Raw genomic sequence first — 15,546 nt, 5'->3', positions numbered from 1 at the left:
ACGGGTTTAAGTTTGCTTTTACTGAGCATAGTTAAGGAATTTTAAGTGGATCAAACGTTAGTTATTGCACCTGATGAAAGCTTGTTCACTTATGCAGGTATTCAGGGTGACGAAAAAGACCAACACAAGCAAATAGGGGCGCTCGCCGAAAGCTTAGATTGGTCTGGAGAGTTGGAAGCGCACAACAGCAATGACGGCTTCATTCAAAACGTAGTTAGTGCGCCAGCACCAAACCTAAGTATTGCCATTAAGTATGCGGGTGAAGATATAGCTAAGGCGAAGGCCATTACAGCATTGTTAATGTCACCAGAAGCTTACGTGGTAGCATTATTTGCAGGAAAACCTGTAAAAAACACGGAATTAACGAACGCGTTAGAAAACTGGAACAATTACTTCAAAGCAGTACAACAACACCAGTATTCAATGGGTGAGCAATTTTCTATCAAGCTACTAAGTAACTCGGCGTTGTCGAAAGAACAGTTGGCATTAACCCAAGCTGTGCGTTGTGCGCTAAAGGGTAGTGCTGAAACAAATGAACTACTGCAGCAGTTTGAAAGTTTTATCGTGGGAGAAACGCCAGAGTCTTGGGTTCAAGTGGCAAGCTTCAGTTTGCAGCAGTTTTACAGCCTTAATAATGCAAAAAATGAAATCGCGAAGAGAGATTCGCTATTAAGTAAGAGTAATAGCGAAAAAGAAGACATTGAAAACGCACTTAAAAAACAGCGCGAAGAAGTAGAATTAAGCAAACAACAAACTCAGCAACTTCAAAGCGAATTAGAAAAAAAATTAGCTGAAGCTAAAAAACACCAAGGTGCTATTGCAGAATTAACACAGCAGAACAACGACATTAGTTCACAGCTAGCGCAAGCTAAAGGCGAAAACAAAGCTCTCGTAGCTGAACATAGTGAGCAAAAAAGTGAAAACGAGCTTTTAGTGCTTCAAACGCAGCAACTGCAAGAAGAGCTAGAGGCGGTTTTTGCTGATGCCGAAAATAGCAAAGTTACAATTGCTGACTTAGAAGTTAAGCATAGCGACATAAGCCGCAAGTTGTCTGAGGCTGATTCTGAAAAGCAAAAACTGGTAAAAGAAAACAAAGCGGACGCAGAAGAAAGTGCGCTATTACAGCTTCAAATTCAACAGCTTCAAGACGAGCTAGAAACAACCTTTTCAAAGCTAACAGAAGTGCAGCAGCAACTGATAAACGCTGAAACAGCGAATGAACAATTAAAAGATGCTGCTAAGGCAAAACAGCCAGACCCTGTGGTGGTTAAATCACTAAATGAAAAACTTCTGGCTGCAGAAGATGAAAACGCGCTATTAGTATTGCAAATAAGCCAATTGCAAGAAGAACTAGAAAGTATTTACGTACAATTCGAAGAACATAAAAATACAAGTGCAGACGTAGTTAAAAAGCTAGAAGCAAAATTATTAAATTCAGAAGAAGATGCGCCGGCATTAAAGAAAGAGTTAGAAAACGCCATGAGTGAACAGGAACTATTACAGTTACAAATAATGCAGCTTCAAGAAGAGCTAGAGTTTTATTTTACTGAATACCAAAAACTAAAGGGTGAGTCAACCGATAATAAAGCCCTTAGTGAGTTTAAGAGCAAAATAGAGGAGCGCTTCCCGCATCTGGTACTGAGTAAAGGCGTAACCTTAACCGGTGGGGCAAACCAAAAAGATTTGCAGCGCATAACGGCTCGTTTCACTCAAGTAGAGCACGCCGATAAACACTGGAATGCGTTTTCTGTAATTGTAAACGACAGAAAAGGCGTGCTAGAAGTTGAGTTTCATGCTCCGGATAAAAAACGTGTTTACCCATTGTCAAAATTTGTTAAAACGGGCAGCAATAAAGTATGCGACTTTTCGCTACTTAGCCCATTTACGGATGCTGGTAAAAGAACGTTGGCAGAATTACCTGCAGAAGACCATTTATTGCTAATAGGCATTATTGAAGAACTACAAACCAAAATTCAGCAAGGTGACGTGCAGCGCACTGAAGCAACCGCAGGTTTAGACGTAGCTCCATGGCCGGAAAAGTTATTAAAACTTTCAAGTGCACTAAAACAGCTAGCGCCCAAGCCATCGCCAAAGCCGCTTAATTTTAAGAAGCTTAGCTTAAAGCAAAATATGGTAGGGGCTACAAACGAGCATTTACTTATTTGTATCGAAAACTTACAAGCAAATGGCATTAGCTACCCTGCGTTCGATATAAAAGTTGGTGCTAAGCAAATAAAAGACAATACATTTACCGAATACGGAAGCCTAGAATTTAGAGAGCTAGCAAACAACCAAGCGCCGCTTGCTACCTGGCCGCCAGAAACTAAAGACAAGTGGGGACTTAAATTAGTACTAGATTTGCCAGCACAGCTTAATGAAGAGCAGCAAAACGCTATAAGTAGCTTAAAAGAAGAGGACCAACTGTTTATTAAAGAGCTGCTTGCAAAGCTTGCAGATAGGCTCCATACACTAGACCGTAAAAAGCTTAAAGTAAACCAGCCCCTTGAAAATTGGCAGAAGTTAATAACAGGTATGGTTGCAAAGTTCTAAAAGAACATTAGGAGGGGCTATGAGTGATTTATTACACATTGTAAAAGGGCTGTCAGCGCAACCAAAGTGTGTGCTAGTGCTTGGCGCGCGAACTGAAGCCACGCTTAATTGGCTGTTTTCTTTAACAGCTTCACGAGTACTATTGGTAGAGCCAGAGCCTACAATGTTTGAAAAAGCCAAAGCGATGCATAATGCTAAAGGCAAGCCTGAAAACGTAACCATACTGCATGGTGTGCCAGCATTTGAGTTGGAGCAGAAAACAGTTTCTTATTTCGCATCAAATGTGCCCGAGTTTTCGTCAACACTTCCTCCAAATGTTATTAAAAGTATACGACCTGCACTGGAATTCACTGAACAGGAAGTTCCGGTAATTAAGCTAAAGCCTTTGCTTCAGCAATTTGATATTTCAGAGAGCCGCCATTGCTTACTTATTTCGCAGCTTAATGGTGGCGAGCAGCAATGCTTGAACAAACAAATAGTAAATGCCTTCACCCAGGTGGTAATTCAAAGTGCATTAAAGCCAATTTTTGGTGAGAGTAAACCAGCAGAAAATCTTAAAAAAGAGCTTACAGAATGCGGGCGGGATTATCTTTTATTAGCCGAATCTATGCCACCATTTTCTAACTTTGTGGCAACCAAAAAAGTAAATGCTGAGCAAGCACTAAACTACTTTAGCCAGAGGCAGCAGCATCGAGAAATTAAGGCAGATCTGGAAAACCGACTGAGTGCCTCTCATGTAGAAGCTAAAAAGGTTACTGAAGAATTACAGCACGCTAAGCAGCAAGTACGAACAGGTGAAAAGCAAGCTGAATTACAGTTGGCTAAGCTTAAAACTCAGTTGACAAAAGCCCAAGAGCAATATGCTAGCGAAAAAGAGGAGTTTCAAAGTCAAATCGTCGAATTTGGCAAAAAGTATGAGGAAACAAGTTCTCAGTTAGCGCAGAAAAGTCAGGGACTATCAGAGCTTACAGATGAGAAGTTAAAATTAAACAGCGAATTAGAACAAATCAGGCAAAGATTTGCCGCTCAAGAAACAGATAGAAACGCTCACAAAGAGCATGCGATGGCAGAAGTAAGTCAACTCAAATCGCAATTAGCGCAAAGCCAAGAGTCACTTACTAAAAAGAAAAAACGCAGCAGGAAGCGCTACAAGAGCAAATATCACAACTAAAAAAAAGATGCTGCCTCTCAGCTAGAGCGGGCAAAACACACTGAAGCAGAATTCACTCAACAAAAAGAAAAACTGGCCGAGCAGTTAGTTAAGCTCAAGCAAGAGTCAGATCAAACAATTGCCGAAAATAGAAACTGGGCTGAGTCACTTCAAAAGCAGTTAGAGCAAGTTAAGAGTGAGATCTCTGAGAAAATTCGCAGCGCTAATCTTGGCCAAAAAATGCTCGCAAAGACGCAGGTCGACCTGGATGATTTACGAAACAAGTATAGCGAAAAGGTTGAGTCTGAAAAAGAGTTGGTCGAACTAGTTAAAGAGCTTCGAGAAAAGTTGACCTTAGCATCTAAATACTACTTCAAACTACAACAAGAGCATCCAGAATTACTTAGCGCCAATACTGATGATAAAGAGGGCCTAAGCTAATGCTTTCCAGTTTTGAATTGTTTAAAAAGCAGCTCGACGATGTTGTAGGGGTCATTGAGAGTTCTGGTCTAACAGAACAAACCAAAGTTAGCTTACCCTCAACAACTAGCGAGTTGGTTGACACACAATCGCTTGTTGCGCGTTGCGAGAGCGCGTGTAAAAAGCATGAGTCTAAAAAACCCGTAATTAGAATCATTCATCATTTAGCTTGCAGCGGTGGTACACTAATTTCTAAGTGCATATCGGCTATGCCGAATGTGTATTTACTCAGTGAGGTGCACCCGTATACTGATTTAGCAATAGGTAAAGACAAACCTAAATATGCGCCATCAGATATTATATCACTGACCAAATATGCGGGTGTGCCGAAGCAAAAGGAGCTTGCAGCTCAATTGTTTAAAAATGCCATTGACGAAGTATACCAGCATGTAACCAAGCAGGGTGGCATATTAGTTCTGCGCGACCACACTCATGCGGATTTTAATACCACAGCGCCTATCCCTGAAAAAAGTGCACTGATAGAACTGCTTGAAGAAGACTATGAGATAAAGTCGGTATTAACTCTGCGAAACCCAATCGACTCATATGCATCGCTAGTAAAAAACGGCTGGGTACACTTTGAACCGCAGAAATTTGATGAGTACTGTAGGCGTTTATTGCTATTAATAGGGCAATTTAAGCTTGAACAAATAGTAAAATACGAAGAGTTCATAAAAGAACCTCAAGAACAAATGCAAGCAATAACACAATTACTAGCTTTGCCATTTAATGAAACCTTTGAAGATCTTTTTGGCATTTTCAAGGTTACAGGTGATAGTGGGCGAAGCGACGACGTTATTAAAGAGCGATCGAGAATTGCGCCTGAATCGATTTTTAAAGAATCCGAAGAATCAGGCTTTTACCAAGAGTTTCTAAAAAGAATCTGAGTTATAAAAAATTATGGAAAAAGATTTAAGTTTTATCGTTATTGGAACACATTGGAATAATCAATTATTGACAAGAACTCTTGATTCAATAATGACGATTAAGCAAACCACTAATTTCAATGTCGAATGTTTACTAGTTGAAGGATTGTCTAGAAACGTTGATGTTAACAAGTTAAGCTTTGAAACTGTAAAAAAACTTCCTTCAGTCGTTACAGATTACCTAGAATACGAAGACTTTAATTATTATGTAGATCATTTCGCTGTAGGTGATTTTCTAAAACGTGTTTTGAGAGTAACCCAAGGTAAATTTGTAATTTTGCTACGTGAAGGCGATGAAATTGGTTCAAGTAAAACATTAGAACCAATAGAGTTTGATAGCCCTATTTACCTTTTTCCACAAATAAACAATCCTGACTTGTTCTCTATGTTTAATAGCACTGTCGAGAGGCAAAATAGCGACGAGCTTATCGCAAAAGAAGTCTTAGCTCTTAACTTTTTATCTTATGATGGTGCGTTTGCAATCAATAAAGAAGTAGCCCTCAAGCACATTAACAAAATCTCGCTGCCAAAGAATGAATGTTTATTTTCAACAATTAACCAGCTTGTATGGTTTCTAAGTTTAACTCAATCTTCTCAGATTAAGCTTTCTCGCTCTATCGCTATTTCACCTGCAACTAACAACTTCGAACAGCATTGGGGCGCTATTCAAATGTTTGAAGTGGAAAACCTCAGCTTTCTAGTCAATGAACAGCGCATCGAAGCCGAAAGCAAGATAATAACGCTAAACTATATTTGTCAAATTCACGAGAAAGTTAAAAAAGCTATCAAAAACTATATGGAGAGCGATAAGCATCCTGCTGAGCGCGAGCTATATTTCTCGCTTAGAGGTTTAATAGAAGAAATAAACGCAATTCGAGTCGACTTTCCCTGCAATAGGCTGAGTGATTTAAGCAAAAAAATTAGAGTAAGTTTGGTTTCATCTCTGTTCAGGGGTCAAAAGTATGTTTATTCCTTCCTGCTAAATTTGCTTGAGTTAGAAAAAGGTGAAGAACATGAGTTGTTAATTGTTTCTCCAGGGTTGAACTTGCTGCAAGATCTCGTACTTACATCTGCAAGTAATAAATTTAAGAAAGTAAACGTTTTTGCATTAAGTAAAGACCCCGGTATATATAACTGCTGGAATTTTGCTATAAAGCAGGCTCAGGGCGAGTATATTTCAAACGCAAATTTGGACGATAGAAGACACAGGAGCCATGTTGCTGAGCTCACCAAGCTGCTGGACGAAACTGCTGCCAAAGTTGCAGGGAGCGGGATTGCAGTTACAGAAGACGCTAATCAACTATATCCGACCGATTACACGGTTACTGATTTGATAGATCACTTTTCCGGCGAAGTTTGGTATTCAGAAGCTGGTGATACACCATTTACCTATAAAAACCTTGATGATTTTTTTGTAATAGAAGATAGTGAGTTAAAACAATGTATGAATTATGCGCACTGCATGCCGATGTGGCGCAAAGAAATACATGAAAGTTTTGACTATTTTGATGAAGAACGATTTGGTACTTATGCAGATTTCGCTTTATGGCTAAAGTTACTAGCAGCGGGCGAAAAATATGTTCATCTCAACAAAAATTTAGGCTTGTACTTAATAGACCCTAATTCTCATAACCGCAGAAATAATAACTCCGAGCAGTGGCTATCAATGGTGAAACCACATTTATCTGAAGGAGTAAAACACGGTGTACCAGAACATGTTGGCAAGGGCGAATTTGAACTATCAATTGAGCATTATAACGGTAAGTTAAATTTTGGTACGCAGTTTGAGAAAAATTATGGCAACCATCGCTCTGGCTGGAGCTATGCAATAGCCGGTTTGGTAAAGTATCACGATGCTAGCGCGCCTGTGTATGTAGATACATTTATCGAGAGAAAGTTTGTATGGGGAGGGGATCATGGTGAAGCATGTAGCAATGAACCTAAACCATACGATAAGCCCTGGATCGGTTTCATTCATGTACCACCGTTTGTACCGTCTTGGTTTCAGTTTGAACAGAGTAATCAGCAAATATTCTCAACAGACATGTGGAAAAAAAGTCTGCCATATTGTAAAGGCTTAATTTGCCTAACGAAATACCATAAGCAGGCCCTTGAAGATTACTTAAAACCCGAATTCCCAATTAGTGTACTAAAACACCCAACAGAGTTTCCTGAAAATTCATTTAGTATCGATAAATATCGAGCAAATACGACCAAACGAATTGTTCAAATTGGCTGGTGGTTAAGAAAACTAAATGCAATTGGTTATATTGACGTAGAAGATCATACACCAACTCTGCTAGGATCTTCAGATTGGTCTAAAAACATCATTCAGTATGCTGAGCGACGCTACTTTGGTTTAGAAGAGCCTATTACGAGTAAAAATGTTGATATTATTGACTTTTTAGACAATGACGAATATGACGAGCTTTTAACTGAGAATATAGTCTTTATCGATTTCTACGATACTTCAGCCAATAACGCAGTTATTGAATGTATAGCAAGGGCTACACCAATTGTGGTTTGTCGGCACCCTGCGGTTGAAGAGTACTTAGGTGAAGATTATCCGCTTTTTTACGATTCACCAAATGAAATTTCGGGTTTAGTTACTGAAAAGCTAGTAATTGCAGCTCACGAGCATATGAAAAATAATCCAATTAAAGAAAAGTTAAATTTGGATTCTTTTGTTGAAGATTTTAGAGAGTGTGAGGTTGTAAAAAATGCAGTTAGCGAATGATAAAAGTAGGTTGCAAAAATTAAGAACAGACAGAGTGAATAACTTAAGAAAGTTGTATTTTAGTAATAATGAGAAAAGCCTGATTACAGAGAAAACTCACTCTAGTCTAACAAAGATAAAGTGGGGTTATTCTAAGTAATGGTCTGTAAAAAAATTACTCTGCATATAGGGTTGTCTAAAACAGGGACAAGCTCTATTCAAAATTACATGCGAGATGATGTGACCAAATTAAATTCGCTTGATATAAACGTATATTTAAGTAGCGACTGGCCTCATGGTTTAGCTAAAGCAATTATTTCGGATGATGAGCAGTTCCTCTATGAATTTAAGAGATTGTTAAAAAAAGAGCAAAAGTCACATGTGATTATTTCTTCTGAATATTTTGAGTTTTTTTCACCTGAAAAAATATCAAAGCTAAAAGAATTTCTACTTGATTACAAAGTGACAGTTGTAGCTTATTTAAAGCGCCAAGATCAAGCAATTGTGAGCATGTACAACGAGGAAGTAAAGAAAGGGGTAACACTTCTCAACTTTAAAAACTATTGCGATGAAAATTGGCAACGGTTCGATTACTCTAACTTACTTAGTAATTGGTCAGAATTTTTTGGTGAGGACAATATCTTGATACGTCCTTTTCAAAAAAGTGTATTTCTTAATGAAAATTTAATAGATGATTTTTTTGGGATAATTGGAGTAAACCTAGAAAGTGATAGCATTCCCCCTAGTGTAAATGTCTCCGTATCTCGGCTAGCCCTAGAATTAACTAGAGTTTTTTATCTAGCTGGTCAGCAAAGGTACGATCATCAGACTGAGTACGCAAAGGCCATTGAACTATCTTATCAGATAGATAGCATATTACTCGAAAAACTAACACCTTCAGAATTAGAAAATAGTTATTTCGATAATCAGGCCGACTTGATTGAATATTACCAGCATTTTGAAAAGTCAAATGCAGAATTAAACACTTACAGCGAAGGGTTTAATAGCTATTTTGAGTTGGTAGACATTGAAATTAAAAAAGGTTTGAATAAAGCGTTGTTATTTAAAGCGCTAGAAGCCGTTGAAGTAGCAGAACTTGTTAGTTTAGCAGTTATTGCCAAAGCTAAAGAAATCATAGCTGAAAGCTATTAAGGTAAGCATATGAGAATTTCCCATAAAAATAAATTTATTTGGATTAGTAAGCCGAAAACGGGGTCGACTTCATTTCGAAATTTATTGGATGAGTTTAGCGATGTTAATTCGACAGATTCTGGCCTATTTCACCACCATATTAAATTGAATGACTTGATGAAAGTCTTTGAAGAAAAAAATGGGATTTCGATAAATACTATTCGATAGTACCCGCAAGAAACCCCTGGAGCTTGTTGATTTCAATATACAACTATTACAAAGTCGATAGTGAAGGAAGGTTTAAAAAAAATGATGGGTATGATCCTAATTCTCCCATGGATTTATATAGCTTTTTAACCAATCAACCTATCAAGAATTGGATTGCGAAGGAACATACTTTGGAGGCATATTCCACTCTAGATAATGGAGTTAATGCAGATCTTGTGTTTGCAGTAGATGTGCCTAGTAGTGTTAAAAATTTTGAACGCAGTGTTAGAGAAAACTTGGGTATAGATATCAACATTAATGAACTCAAAACGTTGAATAAAAGCAAGTCTAACGTTGAGGTTACAGAGATAATAAGAGTGTTTTTGGTGGATGAGATATCTCAATGGGTAGCGCATACATTTAAAAAAGAGATTGAATTATTTGGGTATAAAAACCCTTATAATTAAACGTCGTCTCTCTAAGGTTTTATATTATGAAAAGAAATATCGCTAGTGTGGTTTCCGGTCAAAAATTCGAATGCAATGATATTTCGACAAAAGCGCCTTTACTGTATGAATATTTCTACTTGAGGACGGAGCGTTGTTGCTCCGTTACCAAACTAGGATCTATTTATGACGATCAGCTGATTCAGGAAAGCAGTTATATCAATGGTTACCCTAAAAGATTATCAGAAAGCTCTATTATTGAGAAGGAAGTAATCGATAAAGCAAAGAGTAATGACAAAGGGTTAGAATTAGAAAATGCAGTTGTTATAACGTCACTACATGATAAAAATTACCAACATTTTTTAATTGAAACTTTAAGCCGAATATATGTGGTATTGGAGAGCTTTTATTTAGATTGTCCAATTGTTTTGCTCGACTATCCGCATATTAGAGAGACTGTTGATATTACTTTCCCAAACAATGATTTTATTTTCATAGGTGAAAAGGATGTGATTAATGTGATGGAACAATGTTATTTTCCATCCTTTGTAAGCAAAAATATGTGTGCGCTTTCACAAGCTACGTTTGAAAGTTTGCGCCTATTTATCAAAAACGTAGCAAATAATTCTGATGTTCAAAAATGTGGTAAAAGCCATGTTTATATCGGGAGAAAGCAGAGTGTTCAAAATGCTGGTAACGGACGGTTTTGTATAAATGAAGAACAGCTGCAACTGAGAATTGCTGATTACGGGTATTCTACCGCCTCTTTTGACGGTTTGACGTTGCAAGAAAAATCAAAATTAATAAGTAATGCGCAAATAGTAATATCTCCCGTTGGGGCGAATGTTATGAACCTTATTTTTGCACAGAATGCTGAAAGAATAATTCTGTTTACCCACAATAAAGCGTTTCCAAATCCCAATTGGTTTGTGAAGTTACTAAAAGCTTGCTGCCCCAAGTTAAAGCAAGTGGTTTTATTTGATGGAATCGACATTGTCGATAATGATAAATCAGTCAACGTGCCATATAAAGTAGATGTTCTGGAGCTATCAATTCTATTAAATGGAGGTTGTTAAAAATGAAAAATATTGTCATAGATTTAGACGGCACGTTAACTATCGATTCAGATTCCGCATACGCTGACAAACCAGTGAATGAAGAAGTAAAGAAATCGCTGTTACAGTACAAAAAACAGGGGTTTCAGATAACTATATTAACAGCGAGAAACATGCGGACCTACGAGGGAAATGTTGGCAGGATAAATGTTCATACACTCCCAACAATAATGACATGGCTAGAAAAGCATGGAATTCCTTATGATGAAATTCACGTGGGGAAGCCTTGGTGTGGCTTTGACGGTTTTTATGTAGACGATAAAGCAATTCGTCCATCTGAATTTGCTTCTATGTCATATGGTGAAATTCAAGATTTGCTTGCCAAAGAGAACCCCTACCAAGATGGTGGCAACAAATGATTCTGATCACATCTGGCGCCTATATCAGCCAGGAGTTCGCATCGGAGGTCGGAATTCTTCCTCCGAGTTTCTTACCCGTTTCTAATAAACGTTTGTTTGAACATCAAATAGATTTACTTAGCCAATATGGTCAAGATATCTACATATCTATTCCTGACTCTTATCAAATATTACCGGCGGACCAAGAAAATATCGAATCTCGAGGCGCAAAAATCATCAACGTTCCTGAGAATATCTCTTTGGGCGAGTCGATACTTTATTGCTGGAATGCAACAGGTGTTACTTACGGCAGTTTGTCGGTACTGCACGGTGATACTCTTTTCACGGAGTTGCCCCCAAAAAAAAGTGATAGTGTTACTCTGCACATGAATACTGGCTACTATCAGCGAGCAAGAGTCGATGCAAATCAGCTTTTTGCTGAGCATTTTGAAGATGTTTGGGCAACAGATGATGAGCTTGTTGTTTCTGGTTTTTTCTCATTCCAAAACCCACAGCGTTTTATGCAGGGGATTGTAAAATCTAAAGGGTGTTTTGTTGACGCTTTAGAGCATTACAGTAAGCATGAGGGGCTATCACCATTTACACAAGGGCAGTGGTACGATTTTGGTCACTTGAATAGTTTTTTTCGGTCGCGAACGGAGATGACGACTCAGCGCGCTTTTAACGAAATGAAGATCACGCCACGAGTAGTTGAGAAAGCCAGCAAGAATGTTGACAAAATGGCCGCTGAAGCCAATTGGTTTGAATGTTTGCCTCCCTCAATGTCGATTAATACCCCTAAACTAATTTCTAAATTGACTAAGGGTGAAATTGTCACTGGGTATAGTCTCGAATACTTGTATCTATTGCCATTGAGCGATTTGTTTGTCTTTGGTGAGATTAGTGTTGGAGCTTGGAAACAAATTTTTAGCTCTTCCGCAAATGTGCTTACAGACTTTGCCGATCATTATTCAGATTCAGTCTGCACAACCAATCTGAACAAACTTTATTTGGTTAAGACACTACATCGTTTAGGGGAGTTTGCTAAAAACTCTGGCTTTGATATTCATCGTCCATTAATGGCAAAGGGCTCAGAATTGCCTGCGACTTCGTTACACGACATGGCGCAACAGGCGAGTCATTTTATAAACGCTCCCACTAACTCTGATGTCGGGATTGTACATGGAGATTTTTGTTTTAGTAACATTCTGTATGATAGCCGTGTGCAGTGTATTAAGGTGATTGATCCTCGTGGGATTGACCAAGATGGAAACCTTTCGATTTATGGTGACCGTCGTTATGACTTTGCTAAAATTTACCACTCAGTAGTGGGGTTGTATGATTTTATCATTGCGGGTCGTTATGAGCTTAGTTGTTCTGATGCCAAGGATGTTTTCGATTTTAAGGTACTAACTGGTAGTCATCAAACACAATTAGAAAAGGTGTTTAAAGAGCACTTGTTACAAGATTCAGGTTATTCTGAAGTGGAAATTTTAGCGATCAATGTTCAATTGTTTATTTCAATGCTCCCTCTTCATGCTGATAGACCAGATCGTCAAGAGGCAATGATAGCCAACGCCATTCGGCTATATGGTAAGCTTATGCATTTAACCACAATTTCAAGGTAATATTAGATGATTGTAATCCCTATGGCAGGTTTGTCTAGTCGCTTTAAACGCGCTGGTTTTGATCTGCCCAAGTATATGCTAGAGGCTCAAGGTTATACGCTGTTTGAACATTCAGTGTTGAGTTTTAAACGCTTTTTTGAATCTGAAAAGTTTTTATTCATTTGTTTGGATGTTCACAATACGGTTGAATTTGTGAAAGTTAAATCCGAGAAGCTGGGCATCAAAAAATTTGAAATCGTTTGCCTAAGCCACCCTACTTCTGGGCAGGCTGAAACTGTTGCATTAGGACTAGAAGAATCAGAAATAACAGATGATGAGAGACTTATTATCTTCAACATTGACACGTTTAGACCAGGTTACCAGCTACCTTTAAATTTTGATACCAACAAGGTCGATGGATATTTAGAAACCTTTATTGGAAGCGGGGCTAATTGGAGTAATGTTGTTCCGGAATCGCCAGGAAGTTCCAAAGTATCACTTACCGCTGAAAAGAAAGAGCTATCAGAGTTCTGCTGCACTGGTCTTTATATGTGGAAGAACTTCCGTCTTTTTTTTTCTGAAGCTTTCAATAAAATGAAATGCAAATCTTTGAACGAACTTGATGGTAATGAGTATTACATCGCTCCGATGTACAACTATATAATAGAAACGGGTGGAGATGTCCGGTTTTCAGTTGTGGATCGTTCAGATGTTGTATTTTGTGGAGTGCCTGAAGAATATGAGCAATTTAGATCTTAAAATCACAACACTTATTGCTGGTCTACTTAAGAATATTGAAATGGCCTCAAATGGTTAAATACTTGCCTGAAAATATCAATATGTTTTTTATAAATCGAGAACAGAATTTAAATTTTTAATACCGAAGAAATTAGAATTTTAGAGCGCATATTTGACATTTTTTTGTCTGAACTTATTTGGGAGCAATGACTGGTTGCTAAAATAGGTTGGAGAAATACTTAAAAATTGATTACTAATTGATGTTTTAATTTGCTTCTTCTACGTGGGTTCTAAATAAGTTACAAATACCCTTGTAATCTTTTTTGTGAGGCAAGCTCTATTAAATATATACTAAACACAGTAGTGACTAAAATTATTGTAGGTCAAGTTCCGGTAGAAAAAACGTCACTCTATCAGTTTTCTGACTTTGATGTTAAATTTTTTCAAACGATGCAGCATTTGATTATTATGTCAACTGCTTAGTGCTTAAGCCATGTGGAATCACAAAAGTCGTATTAGTCAGGACATAAAGCCGCTTATAATATCTCAACATAGTGTAATTAAAATGAAAAAAGCATTAATCACCGGTGTAACCGGTCAGGACGGCTCTTATTTAGCCGAGTTTTTATTAGAAAAAGGATACGAAGTACACGGTATTAAGCGTCGTGCTTCACTGTTTAACACTGAACGTGTTGATCATATTTATGAAGATCCACATGTAGAAAATGCAAACTTTATTCTGCATTATGGTGACTTGACGGATTCGTCGAATTTGATCCGTATAATGCAAGAAGTACAGCCAGACGAAGTTTACAACCTTGGAGCACAGTCGCACGTTGCGGTATCTTTTGAAGCACCCGAGTATACTGCAGATGTAGATGCTATGGGTACACTACGTTTGCTAGAAGCCATTCGCTTTTTAGGCCTTGAAAAGAAAACTAAGTTCTACCAAGCGTCTACTTCAGAGCTTTACGGTGAAGTTCAAGAAATTCCACAGAAAGAGACTACGCCATTTCATCCTCGCTCGCCTTACGCAGTAGCAAAAATGTACGCATATTGGATTGCGGTTAACTACCGCGAGTCTTATGGCATTTATGCCTGTAACGGTATTTTGTTTAACCATGAATCACCACGCCGTGGTGAGACATTTGTTACCCGCAAAATTACACGTGGTATCGCTAACATTGCTCAAGGGTTAGAGTCTAAGCTTTACCTCGGTAACATGGATGCACTTCGTGACTGGGGCCATGCAAAAGACTATGTACGTATGCAATGGATGATGTTGCAGCAAGATAAACCTGAAGATTTTGTTATTGCCACAGGCAAGCAAATTTCGGTTCGCGAATTCGTACGTATGTCAGCAAAAGAAGCAGGTATTACTGTTGAATTTACGGGCGAAGGCGTGAAAGAAATTGCTACGGTAACGGCAGTAGATAATGAAACTGCATCAGGTGTGAAAGTGGATGATGTTATTGTAGAGGTAGACCCACGTTACTTCCGCCCTGCAGAAGTAGAAACGCTTCTAGGCGACCCGACTAAGGCAAAAGAAAAGCTGGGATGGGTACCAGAAATTACCGTTGAGGAAATGTGCGCGGAAATGGTTGCACACGACCTTGGTAAAGCGAAGCAGCATGCTCTATTGAAAAAGCATGGCTACGCGGTCGCGGTTGCTAAAGAATAATTATCTGTTTTGTTGAAATTTAAGGGTGATTAAAAAGTCGCCCTTAACATCAACTCATTCTAGTAATAGTGTTTTAGTCCCACATCACTTTTTTATTCAATACCGCCTCATATTCCAGTGGCACGCCACAAAAAATAACATCATTAACATCTATGATTGTGAATTCTACATATTTGTTTTTATCTATGAAATAGTTGTACAACGGCGCCACATAGAGTTCCTCATTAACTAGTCCACTAAGTAGACTTTTAAAGTAATATTCAAAAGCTTCTTTGAAATATGAGTACTTAGCCCAAAAATATAACCCAGTACAGCAATATTGAGAGAGCTCTTTTTTTTCAGCAGTTAGCTTAACTCTATTTTGGTCTTTGTCATCAGGAACTACATTACTCCAGTTTTTTCCAGAGCCAATGTGACGTGGTCAACCAAAATTGACCAACCCAGTTAAGCTACTTTTTTCA

The 15,546-nt window shown here is 38.2% G+C and carries 12 protein-coding genes; all 12 read left to right on the top strand.

From position 1 onward, the window contains the following. The first annotated feature begins 45 nt into the window (after positions 1-45). The 12 genes from ACX5J7_RS08950 (at position 46) to gmd (ending at position 15,085) form a co-directional block, all read left to right on the top strand. A complete protein-coding gene (locus ACX5J7_RS08950; RefSeq protein ID WP_498706881.1) occupies positions 46-2,550 on the top strand; it encodes a hypothetical protein in 2,505 nt (834 codons plus the stop codon). Positions 2,551-2,569: 19 nt separating this feature from the next. Continuing rightward, positions 2,570-3,721, top strand: a complete 1,152-nt coding sequence (locus tag ACX5J7_RS08945; protein WP_498706879.1) for a hypothetical protein — start codon at positions 2,570-2,572, stop codon at positions 3,719-3,721. A 219-nt stretch (positions 3,722-3,940) separates the two neighbouring features. After that, entirely contained in the window at positions 3,941-4,141 is a 201-nt protein-coding gene (locus ACX5J7_RS08940; RefSeq protein ID WP_498706876.1) for a hypothetical protein, read from the top strand. Next, on the top strand, positions 4,141-5,067 hold the full coding sequence (locus ACX5J7_RS08935) for a sulfotransferase family protein (RefSeq protein ID WP_498706875.1): 927 nt from the start codon (positions 4,141-4,143) through the stop codon (positions 5,065-5,067). Before ACX5J7_RS08940 ends, ACX5J7_RS08935 begins: the two co-directional genes overlap by 1 nt. A gap of 13 nt (positions 5,068-5,080) precedes the next feature. Beyond that, positions 5,081-7,843: a glycosyltransferase gene (locus ACX5J7_RS08930; protein ID WP_498706873.1), complete on the top strand. Its 2,763-nt coding sequence runs from the start codon at positions 5,081-5,083 to the stop codon at positions 7,841-7,843. 219 nt (positions 7,844-8,062) lie between these two features. Further along, positions 8,063-8,974: a hypothetical protein gene (locus ACX5J7_RS08925; RefSeq protein ID WP_498706870.1), complete on the top strand. Its 912-nt coding sequence runs from the start codon at positions 8,063-8,065 to the stop codon at positions 8,972-8,974. A 233-nt stretch (positions 8,975-9,207) separates the two neighbouring features. Then, positions 9,208-9,627, top strand: a complete 420-nt coding sequence (locus ACX5J7_RS08920) for a hypothetical protein (RefSeq protein ID WP_498706868.1) — start codon at positions 9,208-9,210, stop codon at positions 9,625-9,627. Between the two features lie 26 nt (positions 9,628-9,653). Beyond that, complete coding sequence (locus ACX5J7_RS08915) at positions 9,654-10,682, top strand: glycosyltransferase 61 family protein (protein ID WP_498706865.1); 1,029 nt, start codon at positions 9,654-9,656, stop codon at positions 10,680-10,682. 2 nt (positions 10,683-10,684) lie between these two features. After that, positions 10,685-11,080 (top strand): HAD-IIIC family phosphatase, encoded by a 396-nt coding sequence (locus tag ACX5J7_RS08910; RefSeq protein ID WP_498706863.1) that lies wholly within the window; start codon positions 10,685-10,687, stop codon positions 11,078-11,080. Then, the gene (locus ACX5J7_RS08905; RefSeq protein ID WP_498706862.1) at positions 11,077-12,687 is read left to right on the top strand and encodes a hypothetical protein; all 1,611 of its coding nucleotides are present in this window, start codon (positions 11,077-11,079) and stop codon (positions 12,685-12,687) included. Before ACX5J7_RS08910 ends, ACX5J7_RS08905 begins: the two co-directional genes overlap by 4 nt. A gap of 6 nt (positions 12,688-12,693) precedes the next feature. Beyond that, positions 12,694-13,425: a glycosyltransferase family protein gene (locus ACX5J7_RS08900; protein WP_498706860.1), complete on the top strand. Its 732-nt coding sequence runs from the start codon at positions 12,694-12,696 to the stop codon at positions 13,423-13,425. A gap of 544 nt (positions 13,426-13,969) precedes the next feature. Next, positions 13,970-15,085, top strand: a complete 1,116-nt coding sequence (gene gmd / locus ACX5J7_RS08895; protein ID WP_498706858.1) for a GDP-mannose 4,6-dehydratase — start codon at positions 13,970-13,972, stop codon at positions 15,083-15,085. The last annotated feature ends 461 nt before the right edge of the window (positions 15,086-15,546 follow it).

It is taken from the genome of Alteromonas infernus (assembly GCF_902705815.1).
This window is presented reverse-complemented; position numbering and strand designations above follow the sequence as displayed.

Coding starts and splice junctions, on each gene's coding strand:
- ACX5J7_RS08910 (WP_498706863.1), top strand. CDS start 10,685: ATGAAAAATATTGTCATAGATTTAGACGGCACGTTAACTATCGATTCA.
- ACX5J7_RS08905 (WP_498706862.1), top strand. CDS start 11,077: ATGATTCTGATCACATCTGGCGCCTATATCAGCCAGGAGTTCGCATCG.
- ACX5J7_RS08930 (WP_498706873.1), top strand. CDS start 5,081: ATGGAAAAAGATTTAAGTTTTATCGTTATTGGAACACATTGGAATAAT.
- ACX5J7_RS08935 (WP_498706875.1), top strand. CDS start 4,141: ATGCTTTCCAGTTTTGAATTGTTTAAAAAGCAGCTCGACGATGTTGTA.
- ACX5J7_RS08940 (WP_498706876.1), top strand. CDS start 3,941: ATGCTCGCAAAGACGCAGGTCGACCTGGATGATTTACGAAACAAGTAT.
- ACX5J7_RS08945 (WP_498706879.1), top strand. CDS start 2,570: ATGAGTGATTTATTACACATTGTAAAAGGGCTGTCAGCGCAACCAAAG.
- gmd (WP_498706858.1), top strand. CDS start 13,970: ATGAAAAAAGCATTAATCACCGGTGTAACCGGTCAGGACGGCTCTTAT.
- ACX5J7_RS08915 (WP_498706865.1), top strand. CDS start 9,654: ATGAAAAGAAATATCGCTAGTGTGGTTTCCGGTCAAAAATTCGAATGC.
- ACX5J7_RS08900 (WP_498706860.1), top strand. CDS start 12,694: ATGATTGTAATCCCTATGGCAGGTTTGTCTAGTCGCTTTAAACGCGCT.